General features: G+C 58.3%; 22 protein-coding genes. 15 read left to right on the forward strand and 7 right to left on the reverse strand.

What is annotated here, in order from left to right; genetic code table 11:
• Window positions 1-10 precede the first annotated feature (10 nt).
• The 11 genes from PAE68_RS12225 (at window position 11) to PAE68_RS12275 (ending at window position 12,100) form a co-directional block, all read left to right on the forward strand.
• A complete protein-coding gene (locus tag PAE68_RS12225; RefSeq protein ID WP_281887378.1) occupies window positions 11-976 on the forward strand; it encodes an ABC transporter ATP-binding protein in 966 nt (321 codons plus the stop codon).
• Complete coding sequence (locus PAE68_RS12230; protein WP_281887379.1) at window positions 973-1,779, forward strand: ABC transporter ATP-binding protein; 807 nt, start codon at window positions 973-975, stop codon at window positions 1,777-1,779. Before PAE68_RS12225 ends, PAE68_RS12230 begins: the two co-directional genes overlap by 4 nt.
• Before the next feature lie 259 nt (window positions 1,780-2,038).
• Window positions 2,039-2,803 (forward strand): ABC transporter ATP-binding protein, encoded by a 765-nt coding sequence (locus tag PAE68_RS12235; protein WP_281887380.1) that lies wholly within the window; start codon window positions 2,039-2,041, stop codon window positions 2,801-2,803.
• On the forward strand, window positions 2,790-3,566 hold the full coding sequence (locus tag PAE68_RS12240; protein ID WP_281887381.1) for an ABC transporter permease: 777 nt from the start codon (window positions 2,790-2,792) through the stop codon (window positions 3,564-3,566). Before PAE68_RS12235 ends, PAE68_RS12240 begins: the two co-directional genes overlap by 14 nt.
• Window positions 3,566-4,618 carry an ABC transporter substrate-binding protein gene (locus PAE68_RS12245; protein WP_281887382.1) on the forward strand — a complete coding sequence of 351 codons (1,053 nt, stop codon included), beginning with the start codon at window positions 3,566-3,568 and terminating at the stop codon, window positions 4,616-4,618. The genes PAE68_RS12240 and PAE68_RS12245 overlap by 1 nt, the downstream gene beginning before the upstream one ends.
• Window positions 4,619-4,767: 149 nt before the next feature.
• On the forward strand, window positions 4,768-5,949 hold the full coding sequence (locus PAE68_RS12250) for a LuxE/PaaK family acyltransferase (RefSeq protein WP_281887383.1): 1,182 nt from the start codon (window positions 4,768-4,770) through the stop codon (window positions 5,947-5,949).
• A 27-nt stretch (window positions 5,950-5,976) separates the two neighbouring features.
• Window positions 5,977-7,440: an acyl-CoA reductase gene (locus PAE68_RS12255; protein WP_281887384.1), complete on the forward strand. Its 1,464-nt coding sequence runs from the start codon at window positions 5,977-5,979 to the stop codon at window positions 7,438-7,440.
• 11 nt (window positions 7,441-7,451) lie between these two features.
• A complete protein-coding gene (locus tag PAE68_RS12260; RefSeq protein ID WP_281887385.1) occupies window positions 7,452-8,219 on the forward strand; it encodes a 3-oxoacyl-ACP reductase in 768 nt (255 codons plus the stop codon).
• Between the two features lie 48 nt (window positions 8,220-8,267).
• The gene (bluB, locus tag PAE68_RS12265) at window positions 8,268-8,927 is read left to right on the forward strand and encodes a 5,6-dimethylbenzimidazole synthase (RefSeq protein ID WP_281887386.1); all 660 of its coding nucleotides are present in this window, start codon (window positions 8,268-8,270) and stop codon (window positions 8,925-8,927) included.
• Window positions 8,928-9,006: 79 nt separating this feature from the next.
• Window positions 9,007-11,631, forward strand: a complete 2,625-nt coding sequence (locus tag PAE68_RS12270) for a DNA topoisomerase 3 (protein WP_281887387.1) — start codon at window positions 9,007-9,009, stop codon at window positions 11,629-11,631.
• Between the two features lie 52 nt (window positions 11,632-11,683).
• A complete protein-coding gene (locus tag PAE68_RS12275; RefSeq protein WP_281887388.1) occupies window positions 11,684-12,100 on the forward strand; it encodes a DUF4395 domain-containing protein in 417 nt (138 codons plus the stop codon).
• A 203-nt stretch (window positions 12,101-12,303) separates the two neighbouring features.
• On the opposite strand, the gene PAE68_RS12280 is transcribed toward PAE68_RS12275, so the two are convergent.
• Window positions 12,304-13,071 carry a GT-D fold domain-containing protein gene (locus PAE68_RS12280; RefSeq protein WP_281887389.1) on the reverse strand — a complete coding sequence of 256 codons (768 nt, stop codon included), beginning with the start codon at window positions 13,069-13,071 and terminating at the stop codon, window positions 12,304-12,306.
• A gap of 119 nt (window positions 13,072-13,190) precedes the next feature.
• The gene (gene trhA, locus PAE68_RS12285) at window positions 13,191-13,826 is read right to left on the reverse strand and encodes a PAQR family membrane homeostasis protein TrhA (RefSeq protein WP_281887390.1); all 636 of its coding nucleotides are present in this window, start codon (window positions 13,824-13,826) and stop codon (window positions 13,191-13,193) included.
• 136 nt (window positions 13,827-13,962) lie between these two features.
• On the opposite strand from trhA, the gene PAE68_RS12290 reads away from it, so the two are divergent.
• On the forward strand, window positions 13,963-14,661 hold the full coding sequence (locus tag PAE68_RS12290) for an SIR2 family NAD-dependent protein deacylase (RefSeq protein ID WP_281891049.1): 699 nt from the start codon (window positions 13,963-13,965) through the stop codon (window positions 14,659-14,661).
• A 28-nt stretch (window positions 14,662-14,689) separates the two neighbouring features.
• Window positions 14,690-15,661 carry a helix-turn-helix transcriptional regulator gene (locus PAE68_RS12295; protein WP_281887391.1) on the forward strand — a complete coding sequence of 324 codons (972 nt, stop codon included), beginning with the start codon at window positions 14,690-14,692 and terminating at the stop codon, window positions 15,659-15,661.
• 65 nt (window positions 15,662-15,726) lie between these two features.
• On the opposite strand, the gene PAE68_RS12300 is transcribed toward PAE68_RS12295, so the two are convergent.
• Genes PAE68_RS12300 through PAE68_RS12315 form a run of 4 tightly spaced genes read right to left on the reverse strand, consistent with a single transcriptional unit; the run spans window position 15,727 to window position 18,254 of the window.
• Window positions 15,727-16,161 carry a protein-tyrosine phosphatase family protein gene (locus tag PAE68_RS12300; protein ID WP_281887392.1) on the reverse strand — a complete coding sequence of 145 codons (435 nt, stop codon included), beginning with the start codon at window positions 16,159-16,161 and terminating at the stop codon, window positions 15,727-15,729.
• On the reverse strand, window positions 16,161-16,583 hold the full coding sequence (arsC, locus tag PAE68_RS12305) for an arsenate reductase (thioredoxin) (RefSeq protein ID WP_281887393.1): 423 nt from the start codon (window positions 16,581-16,583) through the stop codon (window positions 16,161-16,163). Before arsC ends, PAE68_RS12300 begins: the two co-directional genes overlap by 1 nt.
• Window positions 16,584-16,632: 49 nt before the next feature.
• Entirely contained in the window at window positions 16,633-17,925 is a 1,293-nt protein-coding gene (locus tag PAE68_RS12310; protein ID WP_281887394.1) for an arsenic transporter, read from the reverse strand.
• A 14-nt stretch (window positions 17,926-17,939) separates the two neighbouring features.
• Window positions 17,940-18,254, reverse strand: a complete 315-nt coding sequence (locus PAE68_RS12315; RefSeq protein WP_281887395.1) for an ArsR/SmtB family transcription factor — start codon at window positions 18,252-18,254, stop codon at window positions 17,940-17,942.
• A gap of 331 nt (window positions 18,255-18,585) precedes the next feature.
• Here PAE68_RS12315 and PAE68_RS22825 point away from each other — a divergent pair, with 331 nt between their 5' ends.
• Window positions 18,586-18,792, forward strand: coding sequence for a hypothetical protein (locus tag PAE68_RS22825; RefSeq protein WP_397378678.1), 207 nt, complete (start codon window positions 18,586-18,588; stop codon window positions 18,790-18,792).
• A 210-nt stretch (window positions 18,793-19,002) separates the two neighbouring features.
• On the opposite strand, the gene PAE68_RS12325 is transcribed toward PAE68_RS22825, so the two are convergent.
• Complete coding sequence (locus PAE68_RS12325; RefSeq protein WP_281887396.1) at window positions 19,003-20,346, reverse strand: N-acyl-D-glucosamine 2-epimerase; 1,344 nt, start codon at window positions 20,344-20,346, stop codon at window positions 19,003-19,005.
• Window positions 20,347-20,553: 207 nt separating this feature from the next.
• On the opposite strand from PAE68_RS12325, the gene PAE68_RS12330 reads away from it, so the two are divergent.
• Entirely contained in the window at window positions 20,554-21,687 is a 1,134-nt protein-coding gene (locus PAE68_RS12330; RefSeq protein WP_281887397.1) for a CobW family GTP-binding protein, read from the forward strand.
• The last annotated feature ends 60 nt before the right edge of the window (window positions 21,688-21,747 follow it).

Consider the following 21,747-nt stretch of genomic DNA (forward strand, 5'->3'; position numbering starts at 1 on the left):
AGGGGCATGGATGAACGTATTACAGCTGTCGGATTTACGTATTGAAGCGAAGACGGATAGCGACAGACGCACGCTTGTTGAGCAGGTGTCGCTAGTGGTGCAGCGTGGAGAAATGGTGGCGCTCGTCGGTGAATCCGGCAGCGGTAAGAGCGTTACGGCCTCAGCTATATTGGGACTATTACCTCGTTCACTTCAGGCCGTACACGGTCGAATCGAGCTCGAGGGCGTCGACCTGCTCCAGCTGTCCGCATCTGATATGAGGAAAAGGAGAGGCGTCGAAATCGGATACATTTTCCAGGATTACAATGGAAGCTTCTCGCCCTTCCGTACGATCGGCAGTCAGATGACCGAGACGCTGCGCGTTCATCGGCCGTGCTCGAAGGCGGAGGCGAAGCAGCATGTGCTTCGCTGGCTCGAGCGAGTACAGCTGCCCGCCGAACGCGTGTTCCGGAGCTATCCGTTCCAGCTCAGCGGCGGTCAGAAGCAGCGGGCCGCGCTCGCGGCTGCGCTGCAGCTGGAGCCGAAGCTGCTGATCGCCGACGAACCGACGACTGCGCTCGACGTGTTGAACGGCGAGCTCGTAATGGAGCTCCTGCACGAGCTGCGGCGTGATACCGGCTGCGCCGTGCTGCTCATCTCGCACGACCTGCGCCTCGTGCTGAAGCGGGCCGACCGTATCGCTGTCATGCGCGAGGGACGGCTGCTGGAGCAAGGCAGCGCCGCGGACATTCGCGAGCGTGCGGCACATCCGTACACGCAGCGGCTGCTGATGGCGAGGCCGCTGCTGCCAAGACCTGCAGCTGTGCGAGAGGAGGCTGGCGCTGCCGGCCACATGACCTTAGCTGCTGTCGAGCCTTCTGTGGCAGAGCTCACCGGAGCAGCTGGACAGCGTGCGGGAGCGGTCCCAAGCGACGAGAAGAAGCAAGGCTCCGAGGTCGCCGATGAGAATGTTGAGCTGGAGGCGGTGGCCCGATGAATACGATGTCGATGAACGATGATGCACGTGTGCTGCTGCGTGTTCAATGCTTATCCAAGAGCTATAGCAGCAAAGGGGAAGTGCTGCACGCGCTCCGGGACGTCAGCTTCGAGCTTCGTGAGGGCGAATGCCTCGGTGTCGTCGGCGAGAGCGGCAGCGGCAAGAGTACGCTGACACGTCTGCTGCTCGCGCTGGAGCAGCCGGATCGCGGGGAGATCCAATTCAATGGAGCCTCGATGACGCAATTGCAATCTCGTGAGCTTCGTCAGCTGCGGCGAAGCATACAGGTCGTGTTCCAGGACCCGACAGCGGCGCTCAATCCGCGTATGCGCGTATGGCAGGCAGCCGTAGAGCCGCTTGATTACTTCCCAGACGTGAGTCCACCGTTCCTCAGCTTGGAGCCGCGCTCGCGTAAGGAGACGGCGGCGGCGCTCTTCGAGCGGGTCGGTCTGGAGTCTCGCTTGCTCGAATGCTACCCGCACGAGCTGAGCGGCGGCCAGCGGCAGCGGGTCGCGATTGCTCGCGGCATCGCGCTCGGGCCGAAGCTGCTCATCTGCGATGAACCGACGTCCAGCCTGGACGTCTCCGTGCAAGCGCACGTGCTGGAGCTGCTGCTGGAGTTGAAGCGGACGCTCGGCATGTCGTATTTGTTCATATCCCATGATATAGCAGCTGTGCATCAGATGAGCGATCGGATACTCGTGCTGCAGCGTGGGGAGGTCGTCGACAGCTTCGAGACAGGGCAGCTTATGGAACCAGAGCGGCATCCGTATACGCGTACACTTGTCGAGGCGGTTAGCTAGCCGGGTCGGCTTGTAGGTGTTATGACTTATCTTGTCGACAAGAGTTGACCCGTTTCGATGTGTCGGTTATGATAGGAAACGAATCCATATTGACATGGGAGTCTGATGAATCAGGCTGAGAGTTCGGCTGTGACGGCCGTTGACCATTAGAACCTGTTGGGTCATGCCAGCGTAGGGAGAAGTGAGCGGAATTTGACACACTTTGCTATGTGCGATGGCAAGGTGTTTTTTTGTATGCTCGCACAAACGGGGGAATTCGATGTCGGAGCTGCAATTTGATCATATACGTCTTACGTATGGGCGCGACCGGACGGTAATCGACGATGTGAGCCTGCGTGTTGCGGAGGGAGAGTTCGTCGCGCTCGTCGGGCGAAGCGGCTGCGGCAAGACGACGCTGCTGAAGCTGGCCGCTGGGCTGCTACAGCCCGACAGCGGTCGTGTGCTGCTCGCAGGACAGCAGGTGCACAAGCCGCAGGGCGACGTCGGGATTGTCTTCCAGTCGCCGACGCTGCTCGAGTGGCTGACGGTCGAGGACAACGTGCTGCTGCCGCTGTCGCTGGGCGGCAAGGTGACGAAGGCCGACCGACAGCTGGCGCGGGATTACCTCTCGCGTATGGGACTGGCCGATTACGCGCAGTCGTATCCGCGACAGCTGTCCGGCGGACAGCAGAGCCGGGTCGCGATCGCAAGAGCGCTCATACGCGAGCCGTCCTTGCTGCTGATGGACGAGCCATTCGCCGCGCTCGATGCGCTGACGCGGGAGTCGTTGCAGGCAGATCTGCTGAAGCTGTGTGCCTCCCGCAGGATGACAGTGGTGTTCATCACACACGACATCCAGGAAGCCGTCTTCCTGTCCAATCGTGTCGTGCTGCTACAGGCAGGTGTCATCGAACGGGAGTTCGCAGTGACGCTGCCTTCGCTTGACAGGCGGGATGTCCAGCTGCGCTACGCGCCGCAATTCAACCAGCTGTGCCTCGCGATTCGGCAGGCGATGGAAGGGGGCGGAGTTCTTGAGACGACTTAACTCGTTCCCGTGGCTGTCGATTGGCTTCATCGCGCTGCTGTTAGTCCTGTGGGAGATGTATGTCGCGATCAGCGGCATCTCGAAGCTCGTGCTGCCTGCGCCGAGCGTAATTGCTGCAACGCTGTGGGATGGCTTAGCCTCGGGCTTCTTCACGAAGCATATCATACAGACGCTCGTTGAGATTGTCGCTGGTCTTGCGCTCGGCGGTCTGCTAGGTGTTGCACTCGGCGTTCTGATGGGCGAATGGGAGCCGCTGCGCAGGCTGCTGTATCCGCTTGTCGTCGCTAGCCAAGCGGTGCCGAAGCTCGCGCTCGCGCCGCTGTTCATGCTATGGTTCGGCTTCGATACGACACCGAAGATCGTCATTACGGCGCTGATCACGTTCTTCCCGCTGCTCGAGAGCACGGTGGCAGCGATACAGTATGTCGATCCGCTCAAGCTGGAGCTGTTCCGCTCGCTGGGAGCGACGCGGCTGCAGACGCTGCTGCGGCTGAAGCTGCCTGCGGGGCTGCCTGGCCTATTGGCCGGGCTGCGGGTCGCCGTCGTGCTCGCCGTCGTCGGTGCGGTCGTCGGCGAATTCATCGGGGCGAGCGTTGGACTCGGGGCGCTGATCGTCGCCTCGCAAGGAATGATGGATACGCCGCTGATGTTCGCGGTGATGGTGCTTTTGACCCTTATGGGTATGACGCTGTATCAGGCAGTGCTGCTGCTTGAACGGCTGTTCGTATATCGATATGATACAGAGAAGAAGGGGAATGAATGATGAAGAAACGTGCAATGACATCCTTACTATTGGCTGGAGCGCTGCTGCTCATGAGTGCATGCGGCGCGAAGACGCCGGAAGCGCCCCAAGGCGGACAAGGTCAGGCGCATCCGGATGGACAAGCGGCGAAGGCGCCCGCTGCGCTGGAGACGGTGACGATGGCAAGCTGGAGCAAGCCGATCACAGAGCAGACACATCTGCTCGTAGCTGAGGATAAGGGCTGGTTCAAGGAGAAGGGGATCGAGTTCAAGTTCGTGCCTGGCGCGGGCGGCGGCGATGCGATCAAGAACATTCTGACAAAGCAGGCTGACATTGCCTTCACTGATCCGGGCTCGCTGTACTTCGCACTGGACAAGGGCGAGAAGCTGCGCGTCATCTACAACATCTACCCGCAGAACGTGTTCAACGTCGTATCGCTGAAGAGCGCGAACATTAAGGAGCCGAAGGACCTGAAGGGCAAGAAGATCGGAGTATATAGCCTCGCCAGCGGCACCCGTCACAACCTGCTCGTCCTGTTAAGTCAGGCGGGCTTGACGGAGAAGGATGTTACGATCGTGGAGACTGGGGTATCGAACTTCGCGCCGCTCATGCAGGGGCAGGTCGATGCAACAGCTGCTACGGATACAGGACTGTTCGATGCGAAGCTGAAGGGGCTTGGCGATGTGGACGTGCTGGAGGTGAAGCAATCGCTGAACGTGCCAAGTGACGTGTTCGTCGTGACGGAGGAGACGTTCCAGCAGAAGAAGGAGCTGCTGAAGCGGTTCCTCGAGGCTTACCGTCAGAGCGCGGATTGGATGCTGAAGAACCCTGCCGAAGCGGCAGAAGCTGCTGTGACAAAGGCGATTGACGGTAAGGATAAGGCGCGCAACGAAGGGATCATCAAGCTGCGCAACGATTCGACTGTATCGCCGGAGACAGATAAGAACGGCCTCGGCTGGCTTGATGCGGCGGTGCTGCAGAACGGCGCTGACCTGTACAAGAAGCTTGGATTGATTCAGAACGACCTGAAGGTGAGCGAGCTCGTGACGAACGAGCTTGTACCGAAGAAGTAACCATAATATAGACTTGATGTGTGAATGAAGAGTATGAGCCGGCGATGGGAGATCCGCTGGCTTATCTCGTTTCAGTGGAGTGGCTGGAGTAATCTGGAATCGAAGGGCATCTGGACGTGGAACGATTCGAGCGAGGGAGCTGGACAGCAATGAAGGAAGCTACATTACAATTGGTGGATCGCATACTGAGCTATATCGACCGTTATCCGCCCGGCGAGGCATCCGCTGACATGACGGAGGAGGCGTTCGGCGAGCTGGCGCTACAGCTGTTCGAGCATCAGTTCCGCAGCAATCCCGCGGTCAAAAAGTACGCGCAAGCACGCCGCCGTACGCCGCTGACGATCCGCACTTGGCGCGACATCCCGCCGATGCCGATTCAGGCGTTCAAGGAGCTGACGCTCTCGTGCGAGCCGATCGAGGAGGCGGAGGCTGTCTTCATGACGAGCGGTACGACGAATGCGGACAAGCGCGGGCGTCATTACCACCCAACGCTGCGCGTATGGGATGCGTCGATGGCTTCGCCGTTCAAGCGGTTCGTGCTGCCGGATACGGACCGAATGCGGATGCTCGTCTTATCGCCGGGGGCAGAGCTTAATGCCCATTCGTCGCTGTCACGCTACTTGACGCGTGCGGTCGAGCTGTATGGGGCGGCGGGGAGCCGTAACTATTTCAGAGCGGATAACGGCCTCGAGATGAGCGCAGTGCTGTCGGATCTCCGCGCGGTTGCTGAGAGTGGTGAGCCGGTGCTGCTGCTCGGGGCGACGTTCGCCTACGTGCATCTGCTAGACTTCGCTGCCGAGCAAGGATTTACCGTGAAGCTACCCGCTGGCAGCCGTATTCTCGATACGGGCGGCCTGAAGGGGCAGGCGCGGGAGATTAGCGCGGAGGAGCTGTACAGTCAGTTCCATGCAGTGTTCGGTGTAGAGCGTAGCGCTTGCGTCAACATGTATGGCATGACGGAGCTGAGCTCGCAGCTGTATGATCAGTCGATTGGACATTCAGCCGTTAGCTTCATGGACAACGCAGCTGACAACTCAATCGACAACGCAGCCAACAGCTCTGCTGCTGCGCTGCAGGCGAAGGTCAGCCCGCCATGGCTGCGGACGCTCGTGCTGCACCCCGACACGCTCGAGCCTGTCGCCGATGGTCAGACGGGCGTTCTTGCCCACTATGATCTGTGCAGCTTCAACTCAGCTGTCGCGATCTTGACCGAAGACATCGGCTACAAGTCGGACAGCGGTCTTGTGCTGCTCGGCAGACTCAAGGGGTCGGAGGCACGGGGCTGCTCGATCGCACTCGATCAGCTCCTCCGTGCAGCACGTAACGGATGATCTCAGCATAGAAGGGGGCTGGAGCCGATGGCGGACTCCGTCATTAGACCCGCATATTATGTCCCACGAGGGATTAAGCTTGAAGCAACGATAGAGAAGCATGTGGAGGGGCCGCGAGGCTCCTCTCTTGTGCTCCAATACCCTGTGTTATCTCCGGCAAGTATGCGAGAGCTGATCGCGGAAGTGACCGAGCGCAGGCGAGCCTGCCTTGATTCGCTGCGCACCGAACGCATCGTTGCCTCGATTGATGCCGCAGTTCAGCGGTGGCTCGATCCGACGTACGAGCGCAGACAGCTGGCGGAGATGTGGCTGCCGATACTGACTGGCTACGACGCGGAGACGGTGCGGCTGGAGCTGAAGCGGTTCATGCGCTTGTTCCGTCGCAAGGAGCTGCTGCGCTTTCTCGATGAGGAGCTGGATGCGGCTTCCATGCTCGACGAGTTTCGTCCGCGCAAGAGCGGCGGCTTCAGCCGAGCATACGGGCCTGAGCTTATTTTCCACGTATTCTCGGGTAATGTTCCTGCGCTGCCGATCTGGAGTCTGGTCATGGGGCTGCTGCTGAAGTCAGCGGGCTTCGGCAAGACGTCGTCCAGCGAGCCGCTGATGGCGGTGCTGTTCGTCGAGACGCTGTCCGAGGTCGACCCCGAGCTCGCTGATTGCCTCGTCATCCTGCCTTGGAAGGGTGGAGACGAGGAGCTGGAGCAGCCGCTACTTGAGGCGGCAGAGGCCGTCATCGTGTACGGCTCGATGAACACGGTGGAGCAGGTGCGCAGACGCACCCCAGTCACGAAGCGATTCCTTAGCTACGGGCACAAGATCAGCTTCGCGATGATGGGTCAGGAATCGCTGACGCCTGATCGGTTCCGGGCGACGCTGCGACGTGCGGCTGAGGACGCGGCGGTGTACGATCAACAGGGCTGTCTGTCGCCGCATACGCTATTCGTGGAGGAGGGCGGTGCGGTCAGTCCGCAGCAATGCGCACAGCTGCTCGCCGCCGAGCTGGCGCGATACGAGCGGAAGCGTCCGCGCGCGGCGCTAACGGACGAGGAGTCGATGGCGATTCATACGGTGAGGCGCACGTATGAGCTGCGGAGTCTGCAGCAGGAGCCTGTCGAGGTGTATGCGAGTCCGGGCGGTACGGAGTGGACGGTCATCTACCATGGTCAACCGGGCTTCGAGCCGTCTCCGCTTAATCGGACGATTCATGTCGTTGCAAGCGCATCCTTGGAGGCTGCAGTTGAATATATATATGCGTATAGACCGTACCTGCAATCGGTTGGGCTTGCCGTCGCACCTGGCAGGCTGGAGCCGATGGCGAGTCTGCTCGGACGAGCGGGCGTTACCCGTATCTGCGCGATCGGTCAGATGGCGCATACGACAGCAGGCTGGCACCACGACGGTCGCATGAACCTCGTGGAGCTCATCCGCTGGGTCGATCTGGAGCGAAGCGTGGAGCTGGATGCCGAGCAGTACGATGCGGATGTGGAGTGAGGAGGAGCGGTATGCATTTTCGAGGAAAAACAGTGCTTATCACTGGAGGAAGCCGCGGCATCGGCGCCCGTATTGCGCAATCGTTCGGGGAGCTCGGGGCGACGGTTATCGTGAACTACGTGCGTAACGCAGAGGCTGCTGCTGAGGTGGTCGCTCAGATCGAGCGCTCAGGCGGCGTCGCGGTCGCGCTGCAGGCCGATGTCACCGACGCGGACAGTGTCGAGCGTATGGTAGGGACAGCTGCGGACGAATTCGGCACCATCGATGTGCTCGTCAACAACGCGCTGCGACCGTACAGCTTCGATCCTAAGCAGCGGAAGACGGCGTGGGAGCTGGAGTGGAGCGATTACAGCAGCCAGCTGGAGGGCAGTCTCGGCGGTGCTTTCCTAACGTGCAAGGCGGTCGTGCCTCTGATGAAGCAGCACGGTGGCGGGCGAATCGTGAACATGGTGACGAATCTCATTGACTTCCCGGTCGTGCCGTATCATGATTATACGACAGCCAAGTCTGCGCTGCTCGGCTACAGCCGCAGCCTCGCGGCCGAGCTCGGCGCGTTCAACATTACTGTCAATTGCGTCGCCCCAGGTCTGACGTATCCGACCGATTCGAGCCGGGATACGAAGGAGGACGTGCGCGAGGCGATTACGCGGCTGACGCCGTTAGGCAGACTGGCCACACCGGAGGACATTCCGGGCGCGGTGCTGTTCTTCGCCTCGGACTGGGCATCGTTCCTGACGGGTCAGTGCCTCTCGGTGGACGGCGGACTCGTAATGAGGTAGAAGGGTCCTTGGAGCCTGTTAATTAATTAGGGAATGGCGGTGTTACGTATGTTCTCGAATGAGGATAAGGAAGCGTTCTACAAAATTATGGCGAAGCGGCGCGATGTTCGTACGTTCAAATCGGACCCGATTCCGCACGAAACGATTATGAAGCTGCTCGAGGCCGGACATCAAGGTCCATCGGTCGGCTTCATGCAGCCGTGGAGCTTCATTATTGTTACGTCTCCGAAGGTGAAGGAAGAGCTGGCTTGGGCGGCAGATAAGGAGCGTCGGGCGCTCGCGATTCATTACGAGGGAGAGCGTCAGGATCATTTCTTAAGCTTGAAGGTCGAGGGGTTGAAGCAGGCGCCTGTGACGATCTGTGTGACGTGCGACCCGACTCGGGGCGGCTCCCATGTGCTCGGACGGAACTCGATTCCGGAGACGGACCTGCTATCTACGGCGTGCGCGATTCAGAATATGTGGCTGGCCGCCTGTGCGGAGGGGCTCGCGATGGGCTGGGTCAGCTTCTATAAGAAGAACGACGTTCGCGACATTCTCGGCATCCCGCCGCATGTGGACCCGACCGCACTCTTGTCCATTGGTTATACAGACCAATATCCGGATAAGCCGATTCTCGAATCGTCGAACTGGGAGAAGCGTCGCGAGCTGGAGAAGCTCATCTACACGGACCACTGGGGCGAGCGCTCGGATGAGCGTGCAGACTAGACAACATGGCGGCTTGCATGGCATCATGAGAGAATCATAGGCTTGCCAGAACTGTTCTCATGGGAGGTCCGATTACCGCTTGAAAACATTAGTCATCGCCGAGAAGCCGGACATGGGGCGCAACATTGCGGCTGCCATCGAGCCGAAGGCGAAGAACAACCGAACATATCTCGCAGGAGAGCAATATATCATTACGTGGGCGATCGGTCATCTGATCGGGCTGGCAGAGCCGGACCTGTACGATGAGCGATACAAAAAATGGAATTTCGCCGATCTGCCGATCATTCCGGATTCGTTCAAGCTCGTCGTCAATCCGCGCACGAAAGATCAGCTGAAGGTGATCAAGGAGCTGGCGGCGCAGTGCGACGTGCTCATCAATGCGTGCGACGCCGGGCGCGAGGGTCAGCACATCTTCTCGCTCATCCAGCGCCATCTGAAGCTGAAGCAGCCGGTGAAGCGGCTATGGATCTCGGACTTGACGCCGGAGACGATCCGCAAGGGGTTCGCCGAGCTGCGCGACGGCAAGGAGTTCGAGCCGCTCACGCGGGCGGCCCGGGCTCGCAGCGAGGCCGACTGGCTGATCGGGATGAACGGCTCGCGCGCGTTCACGACGAAGCACCGCGAGCTGCTGTCGGTCGGGCGAGTGCAGACGCCGGTGCTGGCGATTCTGTACGATCGGCAGAAGGAGATTGAGGCGTTCGAGTCTAACACGTTCTATGAGGTGGAGGCGTTCTTCTCACAGGGTGAAACCGAGTACCGCGGACTGTGGCAGGGCGAGCGTCTGACGGATAAGGAGAAGGCCGAAGGCATTGCTGCTCGTGTGAAGGGGAAGGCAGGTCGCATCGACAGCTACGAGGTGAAGGATACGAAGGAGTATCCGTACAAGCTGTATGATCTGACGCTGCTGCAGCGGGAGGCGAACGCGAAGTACGGCTTCTCCGCGAAGAAGACGCTCGACCTCGCGCAGACGCTGTACGAGAAGCATAAGGCAATCAGCTACCCGCGGACGAATTCGAACTATGTCACGGAGCAAAATATTCCGGAGATGCACCGGACGCTGGAGCAGCTGCGGCGGACGTCTTATGCTCCGCTCGTGAACGAAGCGGACAAGCGGTTCGTCCATACGGGCAACCGGGCCGTGTGCAATCCGTCGAAGGTCGAGGATCACCATGCGATCCTGCCGACTCACAAGACGCCGGGAGCGCTGCCGCCGGATGAGCAGAAGCTGTACGACTTGATTGTGAAGCGGTTTTTGTCTCACTTTTTCCCCCCGGCTACTTATAAGATTCATACGGTTCTGACCGAATGCGAGACGGAGCGGTTCAAGAGCACGGTGAAGGAGCAGCTGTCTCTAGGCTGGAAGCTCGTCTACGCGGGTGATGCGAAGGATAAGGAGGCACCGAAGCTTGCTCGCGGCGGCAAGAAGGCGGCGGACAAGGACGATGAGGACGACGGTCCGGGCTCGGCGGAGGATGAGATCAGCACGCCGTTCGCGGTCGATCCGAAGCAGGGCGTGAAGTGCCGCAAGTCCGCGGCGAAGGAGCGGCAGACGAAGCCGCCGAAGCCTTATACCGAGGGTACGCTGCTGAAGGCGATGGAGAGCGCTGGCAAGCAGATCGAGGATGAGGAGCTGCGCGATGCGATGAAGCTGTCGGGTCTTGGGACGCCTGCGACGCGGGCGGCGGTCATCGAGCGGCTGAAGCAGGTCGGCTATACGGTGATGAAGGGCAAGCGGCTCGAGATTACACCGAAGGGCCGGGCTGCTGTTGAGCTCATTCGCGGCGCTGGCGTAGACCTGTTGACGTCACCGGAGATGACAGGCCACTGGGAGCGTCGCTTGAATGAGATTGCACGGGGCTCCGCCTCGGACGAGCAGTTCATGCTTAATGTGAAAAAGTTCACGATGTCCATCGTGGAAAAGGTACGTCTGCAGCAGCCCGCCGCTAGAGATGCGTTCGGCACGGCCGCAGACGACGCGGACGCGAAGCGCGGTGGCCCCGCGCGCCGCGGCAAGGGCGCAGCCAGCGCAGCAGCCGCGCCGAAGGCTGGCGCAGCACGCGGGCGAAGCGCAGCCGCAGCGGAGGGCGCTGCCAGCGCAGCAGCCGCGCCGAAGGCTGGCGCGGCACGCGGGCGGAGCGCAGCCGCAGCGGAGGGCGCTGCCAGCGCAGCAGCGGCGCCGAAGGCTGGCGCGGCACGCGGGCGAAGCGCAGCCGCAGCGGAGGGGGCTGCCAGCGCAGCAGCCGCGCCGAAGGCTGGCGCAGCACGCGGGCGAAGCGCAGCCGCAGCGGAGGGCGCTGCCAGCGCAGCAGCCGCGCCGAAGGCTGGCGCGGCACGCGGGCGAAGCGCAGCCGCAGCGGAGGGCGCTGCCAGCGCGAAGCGCCCGTCTGCGCAGCAGGCGCCGCCAGACGCCGCAGCGATGCCGCAAGCATTCGCCGCGGTCGGCGAATGCCCGAGGGCGGGCTGCGGCGGGCGCATCATTCGCGGCAAGCGCGGCTACGGCTGCAGCGCCTACAAGTCCGGCTGCAGCTTCGTCGTGTGGAAGGACAGCTATGGTGTGTCACTTTCCGAATCCGACATGGCGCACTTGCTCCAAGTCGGCTACACACCACGTATGAAGCTGCAGGATGAAGAGGGCCGCCCCGTACAGGGCAAGCTAAAGCTGCACAACCGGAATACAGGCGAGCTGCGGCTGGAGGCGGACTAGGCTACCTACAGGCTTGTTCGCCAATATTTATTAACAAGCGAGGTCACTCCCAATGAAGCAAATGAACGAAATACCACGCGCTTTCGTCCGCGCGAACCAGGCAGGAATCGTTCTGATGATCGTACTGGCTTCGATCCTGCAGCAGCCTATTCTCATTGCCGCCTTGTGGGCCGTGCAAGTGATTACGCTGTGGCGCGGGCTGAAGGTGAATCTGTTCGTGCAGCTGGCCTCACCGTTCCTGCGCAAAGCAGCAATGTCAGGGCCGACTGAAGCAATGGAGCTAACACGGTTCAACAACTCGATCGCGGTCGGCATGCTGACGTGCTCGATGCTTGCCTTCTGGCTTGACCGCGACGGACTGCTCGGCTATCTGTTCGCAGGCATCGTTGCCGTCGCAGCGCTTGTTGCGCTGTGCGGCTTCTGCGTCGGCTGCTTCCTCTATTACCAGTACAAGCGTCTTCGCCGATAGGCTGAATCGTTAGCACATGACATGAGAGGACCAGAACACGCTGAAAACCAGACTCCTCATGAACAAGAAGCCGCATCCCTCTGCTCGAGAGGAATGCGGCATCTTGCTGTTGTCAGACTAGCGTTGGGCTGTACATAAGGACACGTCAGCCACACCGTGGCAGGCTGCCTATCTATCTCTTTCTTGCTCCTACTTACTCCTACTTACTTCTTCTTGCTTCTCGCCTTCAGCTTGCGCATCCAGCGGAACTTCACGGTGCGGCGCACGTCGCCCTTACGCTTCCAATCGCTCGGCTTCGCCAAGGCGTCCATCATATGACCGATCTCGATTGCCGAACGGCCAAGTCGTCTCTTGATCTTCGTGCACAGGATACGCCCAGGTACACTTGCACCAACGAGCACGAGGTCGTACTCGTGTCTGCGGCGCTTCAGCTTGCCGAGCACCCGTTCCATTTCGTTATAATGATCAAGCGTGCACGTCATGACGATCCGGTAGCCGAGCTTGCGCAGTCGTGCGGCGGCAGCAGGAGCGGCGCGTCCAACGAGTGCGACACGATGTGAACGCATGAGCTTATGCAGGTAGCCGTTCTTGTACATCAGATCGTTCACGAACGAATCCGCAATACGGCGCGGCTTCCAGCCGCTCTTACGCATATATGCCTTCAGCTGTCCGATGCTAGACGGATAATGGGAGAGTCCGACAAGATCCGAATGCTTCACCGACTGCTCCAGGTCGTTCTGAAGCCTCGGGGAGGGCGGCAGCTTCACCCCAAGGAATTGAGACACGTAGTTGAGCGACTTCACTTGACGGCGTGCTAGCAGCTTTGCCATCACATCGCCAAGTCGGATAATGGATACCGGCTTGCGCTTTTTGACCGCGTTATCGGCTAACCTGTATACGGCACGCGGTCCCCATACTTTCCGACCGTAACGAGCTTCGATCCGCTTGATGCGGTTTTTCGTGTCCAACATAAGTTCATGATGCCCCCTTCAATTGGCTGTCCATAGCATTCTATGAAACAGCCGTTGAACGGTGCACCTATTTTCACAAGATAGACGATCATGCTGCTATAGAGGAAGCGATAATGAGCTCATCTTGGCAGCACATACACATAGATCGAGATGAAGTGACACAGGCTGCCCCCCATGACGAACGTATGCCAGATCGCATGGTGGTACGGGACCCGTCTCCATAAATAAAAAACGGTACCGATCGTGTACAGCGCTCCGCCGTAGACGAGCCAGCTCAGCCCTTGCACAGGAAGCTGCTCTTGCAGAGGCTTGAATAGCAGTATGATCATCCAGCCGAGCGCGATGTAGAAGAAGGTCGTCGTCCGATGGTAGCGATACATGTTGCGCAGCTTGAACACGAGCCCTCCGAGCGCAAGCGACCAGACGATAGCCAGAAAGCTAAGGCCCAGCGATCCTCGCAGCGTAACGAGCAGGTAGGGGGTGTACGTGCCTCCAATGAGTAGAAAAATAGCCGCATGATCCATCTTCTCGAACCTCTCGATCCAACGCTCGTCCCGAGCGCTATGCAGCAAGGTCGACGATACGTAGACGAGCAGCATCGTCACTCCGAATATGGCGAAGCTAATGACATGCCAGATCGTGCCGTAACGAATAGAGCGCTCCAGCAGCAGAACTAGCGCGGCTACGCTCAGCACAGCCCCAATGCCGTGACTGACCGCGTTCGCCCGTTCCTGCTTCAAGATGGCTGAATTCATGATAGATTGCTCCTTCCATCATTATGTAAGCGGTAGTATGTCCGACGGCTACGTATTGGTATACGTTGACAGTGCTTTCGATGTATAATGGCAGGTGAATGATAAGGAGGTGTACGGTGTGTCAGATGTGCACAACATGCTGAAGCAAGCAGCAGACGTGTTGAAGAACGCTTCCCGTGCAGTTGTCATGACGGGCGCAGGCTGCTCGGTCGAGGCAGGCATTCCGGACTTCCGTTCGCCGTCGGGCTGGTGGCGTCAGATCGATCCGCGAACGGTCGCAACGACGGAGGCGCTGGAGCACCGCTATGAGCTGTTCCACGCCTTCTATGCAGCGAGAATTGAGCAGCTGAGGGAGGTGCGTCCGCACAACGGGCATTCGATCCTGAGTAAGTGGGAGCACCAAGGTCGCCTTCAGTTGATCGCTACGCAAAATGTAGACGGACTCCATCAAGCGGCGGGTAACCGGAACGTGCAGGAGCTGCACGGCTCGATCCGGCATTTCCGCTGTGCGTCGTGCGGTCGACCTGGGGCGGAGCAGGCCTTCTTGGATCGTGCGCCTTGCACGTGTGGAGGGCGCCTTCGTCCAGATGTCGTTCTGTTCGGGGAGCAGCTTCCCGAGGAAGCATGGCACGCATCGCTTGCGGCGATTCGGGCTGCGGATGTCGTGCTCGTCATCGGGACGAGCTTGCAGGTGTATCCGGTGAACCAGCTTCCGTTCCTGACGGATGGGACGCTGATTCTGTTGAATGCGGAGGAGACGGGTGAGGATCATCGCTTCGATCTCGTCCTGCACGGACGTGCTGCACAGCTGCTGCAGGCGATGGATGAGCAGTAGATTACACATATCTCTAGGCGGTGCTGGAATGACGGACAAATTAATTCGGTTAATGCGCATTATTAATCTGGTGCAGGGCAAGCCCGGCATCTTGGCGAAGGAACTGGCCGAGCGCTGCGAGACGACCGAGCGCACGATTTATCGTGACTTCGAGACGCTGAGCGCGATGGGCATTCCGATGACGAATCTCGGTCATGGACGCGGCTACAGCTTCATCGGCAATTTCTCGATGTATCCGATGAATTGGACGGAGGAGGAGGCGCTTGCCTTCTCCATGCTGCCGTCCGTGCTGGAGCAGGTGAAGCCGCTCGTTCCTCCTGGCTTCGAGACAGCGTATGAGAAGGTGATGGCGACGCACCGTAAGGAGAAGTCGCGACAGGCCGACGTTCTCGAACAGGTCGCGGACATTATACAGATGGGGACGCCTGCCTATCGGGAGGAGGGCTCGCATTATTTGTTCCCGATCATTCAGGCGACACTGTCGCAGAAGACGATCGAAGCTGCTTACTATACGCAGAGCCGCAATGAGCTGTCTAAGAGGCTGATCGATCCGTATTACTTGGTCCCACGGGAGAACCGCTTCTACGTGATTGGCTATTGCCATAACGCGCAGCAGGTGCGTACGTTCCGTGTGAGCCGGTTTCGGAGTGTGGAGGTAACGGAGCAATCGTTCGATAAGGCGGACTTCAACCTGCGTGCCTACTTGCGGAATACGTGGTCGATCGAGCGAGGGGAGGAGCAGATAACGTTTAAGATTAAGTTCTCGGCGAATGCGGCCCGGTATGTGAAGGAGGAGGAGCTATTCGTCCATCCGAAGCTGACCGAGCTGCCAGGAGGCGAGCTGCTGTTCCAGGTGACGCTGAACCATGACCGAGAGTTCCTCGGCTGGCTGGCGCAGTACGGACCGGATGCGGAGATCTTGGAGCCTGCTTCGTATCGTCAGGTGATGCTGGAGAGGCTGAGCCGCTGGCGGCAGATGTATGAAGGGGCACTATTGTAACTGAAAAAAGTACCGAGCGCTCGCTCGGTACTTCCGTGTCATGCTGCAGCTGCCATTGCGCGGACTTAACGCTTGAAAATCGACTCCAGCGCCTCGCGCTGCGGCGGTTTAATATTTACCTTCGGTCGAATACTCTTCGCCAGCGCTTCGGCTTCGTCCAGCGTCGATGCTTTGCCAAGCTTCAGCAGTGTGCCTGCAGCTACCGCACCTGTGCGGCCACTCCCGCCGCCGCAGTGGAAGCCGACCTTCTTGCCGCTCTCGTAAGCTGCTAGCACGTGATTAATCGCTTCTGCGAACAGTTGATCCTGGGGTCCTTCAGCCTGATCGCCGAGTGGAACTTGAATCCACTGGAGGCTTGCATGCGGGTAGGCGCATTGCTCAGCTTCGCCGCGAAGATCTACGACGACCTCGATTCCTTCATTGTGGAGCATCGCTTCGACATCGGCTGCGCCGCCGAAGAAGATGCGATCCTCGACGAGACTTTGGTAGTTTTTGGTCATTACTTGCCTTCCTTCACGAACTGCTCGATGCGGGCCTTGATGCTATCCCGAACTTCGCGGAACTTCGCTGTAATTTCGTCCTCTGTCCCTGTTGCCTTGGCCGGGTCCTCGAAGCCCCAATGCCATCTGACGGCCTTATCGTTATGTACGACAGGGCAATGATCGTTGGCATGACCGCACAGCGTAATGATGTAGTCGGCTTGGCTCAGGATCTCAGGGTCAATCACGTCTGACGTATGGCTCGAAATATCGATGCCCGCTTCATTCATGATAGCAACGGCTCTAGGGTTCAGACCGTGCGCCTCCAGACCAGCGCTTCGTACCTCGTATTGCTCGCTGCCCAGCGCTCGTAGGAATCCATCAGCAATCTGGGAACGGCAAGAGTTACCTGTGCATAAGAAATAGACCAGCTTCTTCTCCATGTGAGTTCGTCTCCTTTAATGTGCGGTGTAGTGTACGATATGTGATCGTTTAATGAATAACGGAAAGCCATAGGTACAGCCCGACTAGTGTGATCAGCAAGGTCGGAATCGTGAGCACGACTCCGATTCGGAAGTAGTAGCCCCACGTAATCTTGACTCCCTTCAGAGAGAGCACATGAAGCCAGAGCAGTGTCGCGAGTGAGCCGATCGGCGTAATCTTCGGACCGAGATCAGAGCCGATGACGTTCGCATAGATCAAGCCTTCGCGGATAACGCCATCCGTCTGCGTTCCCTGGATCGCGAGCGCATCAATCATCACGGTAGGCATGTTGTTCATGATCGAGGACAGAATCGCCGCGAGGAAGCCCATACCAACAGTCGCTGCGAGCAAGCCATGACCCGCGAAGGAATCAATGAGCTGTCCGAGCGCATCCGTCAGCCCGACATTCCGCAGACCATAGACGACGACATACATCCCGATGGAGAAGACAACAACCGTCCATGGCGCGTTCTTAATCAGCTGCTTCGTCTTGACCGCTTCACTGCGTCGAGCGAATCCGATAAAGACGAGAGCGGCGACACCGGCAATAATCGAGACCGGAACGTGAATAAACTCGCTGACCATATAGGCGATCAGCAGCACCGCTAGAATGATCCAAGACAGCTGGAACAATCGACGGTCCTTGATCGCGTCCTCTGGCTTCTTCAGCTGCGACAGCTCATAGCTTGCCGGAATGCTGCGGCGGAAGAATAAGTACAGCACGGCAATGCTCGCGCCCAAGGAGAACAAGCTAACGACGAACATGCGGCTCGCGTACTCGACGAACCCGATGCCGAAGAAGTCGGCGGATACGATGTTCACCAGGTTACTAACGACGAACGGTAGTGAGGTCGTGTCGGCAATGAATCCACTCGCCATAATGAACGGGAGCACCATCTTGTCATCGAACTTCAACGCTCGCACCATCGCCAGCACGATCGGCGTTAAGATCAAGGCCGCTCCGTCGTTCGCGAAGAAGGCTGCAACCGCCGCTCCGAGCAAAATCACATAAATGAACATGAGCGTGCCGTTCCCCTTGGCAATACGGGCCATATGAAGGGCGGACCACTCGAAAAATCCAATTTCATCCAATATTAACGAGATGAGTATGATCGCAACAAAGGCTAGCGTTGCATTCCATACAATTCCGGTAACGGTCGCGACGTCCTGCAGACTCACGACTCCGCACAGCAGCGCGAGAACGGCGCCTGCGCTCGCTGACCAGCCGATGCTCAAGCCCTTGGGCTGCCAGATGACGAAGGTCAACGTCAAAACAAAAATAACGATAGCTAATGTAGTCATAAATCCTCCATCCATCATTCACAGCAAGCCGGTGTGATCGTGTCGAGTTCTTCTTGCAACGACGGGATATAGCTTAGTGCAGCCTCGATATGAGGCTTATCGCTGACGGTCAAGGCATAATAGATCCACTGACCTTTGCGATTCTCCTGCACAAGCCCCGCCGCCTTCAGCTTACGCAGATGCTGACTTACGTTGGGCTGGGACATCTTCAGCAGATCCACAATCTCACAGACACATAGCTCCCGTTCTCTGAGAAAGGCTAAAATCGTCAGCCGCGATTTATCCCCCAGCAGCTTATATTGCTCACTCATCACCCCAAGCTGTTCCAATTCGTTCACCTCATTCATTAGCATTCATGCTGTGCTATGACGCAATATGAATAATATATAATTATTTCGTTATATAAGCAATAGTTTATATATGATTTTTTGTGCTGCAGTTGAGGCGCTGGCTTTTTATTTTCCGATGGGAGGAAGAGGGATGTCGAGGTTTGATGAAATGTATGAACAATGGATGGAGGAGCAGCTTCAGCACGAGCAGAACGTTAGAAGATGCGAGCTGCTCGCTAGAGGACTCTGACACGGAACGGTACAGTTTCTTCGTAAAGTATGGTTTCCTGCTGTCGGGCACTTTGATCATCTGCACGCAGAATGGGAGGTGGTGGACATCCATCGTGGCTACCGATATATCGACCTTGCCTATATGCCGAACGGAGCGAAGGTAGGGATCGAGATTCAAGGCTTCGGGCCTCATGCGCGGGACTTGGATGTGCTTAGACCAGCTCAGAGATGCTGCGGTTGGCTCAGCCTATCGGCTCAGCGGGATTCGCATCTTGCTGGCTTCGCTCAGACAGGTGACGATGGTTAGGTCCGAGCGGGCTTACATCATCGCAGGTCGATTCGCATTGAATCGAGTCAAGTCTTGTCCCATTCGAGCTTCAATCCATGCCTTGGTCAAATCGTACATTCGTACCGAGATTTCAACTCGTAACTAAGAACCCATTAGATCGTATCGATCAAAAAAAAGGTTACATAATAAAAATTATGTATATTAATATTATGTCTACTATCACATCCACTAACACCCCTCCACCCGCACCACACTACCTCCCGGTGTCACATTGGCCGACTGTCCCTTCACCAGCCACCGCTCGGGTGTGTCACGCACTCCGCTAATCTCCAGCTCGAAGCGGCCAGGAGGCCAATACATCGAACGGAGCAGCAGCTGATGACCGTCTGTAGACACCTCGCTCACGCTTGCACGCTGGCGGCTTCCATTACCAGCCCAATGAACATAATACGCGGCAACCGCTGCAGAGTCCGGATCGATTCGCTTCGAGAAGGAGATCAGCAAACATTCCAGGCTAACTCGCGTCGCGGACAGCGGCAATGGAGGCTCGGTATACATCGAGCGGCCGATTGAATATTCGTAGGCCGTCCAGAAGCTGTAATGCTGGTGCATCGTTTCATGTGCGAAGCGTCGCAGCCAGGAGGCGCTTCGTCGCATGTGCGGCAGTGAGCCGATGTCCGTCTGAATGCCGACGGGCAGCTGGGGGAACTCCGAACGAATCGCTGAGAGATAAGGCTCGTAGCGCCCTACATAGCTCGGTGTCAACCACAGCTTCGTCCAGTCCGGCCAGTGCGTCTGAAGCATGTGGGCATCAGGCTTCACGAGTCGGATCATCGCGCATGCGTCAAGCCCTTGCAGCTCCCGAAGTGTGGCAGGGCCGCTGCGACCGGCATTGATCGCGAGCGACCACGTAGCGACACGGACGTCTCGCCTCGAATCCCGTATGCCGCCGACACCGTTGACCAGCTCATCGACCAGCCGGTTCACCGACTCCACTCGGCATTCCACCCAGAGCGCATAGCGCGATCGATCATTCTTATAATACCGAGGCGACCGCTTGTTCCTGAACTCCGGCATCTCATGCCCACCACTGAACCGTCGGAATGCCTCCAGCCCATGAGGTCCGATGTCGCCATAGATGCCAGTAGACAATCCATTCCACTCGGGAAAATAGCATTCAGCAATGTCCACGCCGCTGAACGGATAGGTTCGCAGAAGCTTCGACAGCGCTGCCTTCTTCCACCTGGTATAGCCATCGCTGAACGGGGATAGCCGTTCGAAGCCGTCGTTCACCGGCTTCAGCAGCTCCATACGCCAGCTTCGCCAATCGCTCGGCATATTGGCCGTTCGGTAAGTGCCATTGCCGAGTGTCATCGCCCACACCTCGATGCCTTGATCGACTAACGCCTGCACGAGTGGACCATTCACCTCCGTATCGTCGGTGATGAAATAACGCACCGCCCTGTAGCCGGCCTGCCGCAGCTCGGCCGCAACGCTAGCCTCCGAGCGATCGACATAATAGGCGAAGGTCGGGTCGATTTGAATAGTAGGTTCAATGCGTAGCTTCGACACGTTACACACCTCCAGCAAATGATCGCATATGATGTCGATTATAGACTTTTTCCATGAAGAGGCGCTACTGCCATCTATCGACATCTATTGAAGCGCTTGCGAGCTTTGTCGGAAGGAGATGTCGGTTCGCGGCGCTGGACAAGCTCCATCGTTTGACAATACCCGTAACCCCCATTACAATGTGAAGAAAAAAATGGAGGAAAACCGATGAAGCAAGCGGTACCTGTACATATATTAAGCGGCTTCCTCGGCAGCGGCAAAACGACGCTGCTGACGCAAGCGATCGACTATTACCGGGAAAGCGGCCGCAAGCCGGCCGTACTTATGAATGAGCTCGGCGAGGTCAATCTCGACGGTACACTCGTCGATGCAACCGTGCCGATGACAGAGCTGCTCGGCGGCTGCATCTGCTGTACGATTCGCGGCGATCTCGGCATGGAGCTGAAGCAGCTCGTCGATGAGCATCAGCCGGATGTCATTCTAGTCGAATCAACGGGAGCGGCGAATCCGCTAGAGATGCTCGATGGCGTAACAGACGCATCATTACTGACGGAGGTCAAGCTAGCCTCTGTCATTACGGTCGTCGATGCGCAGCAGCTGGCGGAGAAGTCGGTCAACCGCAAGGGGAAGACGTACCGGCTTATGGCCGATCAGATCCGGTGCGCGACGCTGCTGCTGCTGAACAAGACCGACCTTGTCCCGCCGAGCGAGTGGGTACAGCTGGAGACGCTGATCCGCGAGCTGAATCCTGCGGCGCCAATCATTCGGACCGTGCGAAGTGTGATCGAGATGAGCGTGCTCGAGCGTCTGGAGGGCGGAGTCGAGGAGCGCCACCGGCAGGCGAGCTACGACAGCGCAATAGCTACACCTATCGAGCGCGAAGTCGTAGCCCGAGACGCTGCACATGAGCACACGGCACCTGGAAGCTGCACCCACGAAGGGCATGCACAAGCTGCACATGAGCACACGGCACCTGGAAGCTGCAACCATGAGGACCACGCTCCAGACAGCTGCCCGACTGCTGCCCAGCATCACCATTCCCACCGCCATGTGATGGTGCACACGCACTATTTTAAGAAGCCGATTGACAGTGAGAAATTCGAAGCGCTCGTAGCCGAGCTGCCAGACGACATTTTCCGCGCGAAGGGTGTGCTGCGATTCACAGATACGACGAGTCCGTTCTGGTTCCAGTATGCGTACAAGCAGGCGGATTACATGAAGATCGCACCGAAGCAGGACGTCCCGAGCGTCGCAGTATTTATCGGCGAGCACTTCGATCCTTCCCAGCTTATGGCCAAGCTGAACGCATTAGAAGAAGAGAATGCTACGTCGTCTGCTTGACTGTACAGGATGACATGAGTCATTATGGAAGAGGGCGCACGACACGCCTAGAAGGACGAG

Source organism: Paenibacillus sp. YYML68 (assembly GCF_027923405.1).
In the GTDB taxonomy this organism is placed as follows: Bacteria; Bacillota; Bacilli; order Paenibacillales; family NBRC-103111; genus Paenibacillus_G.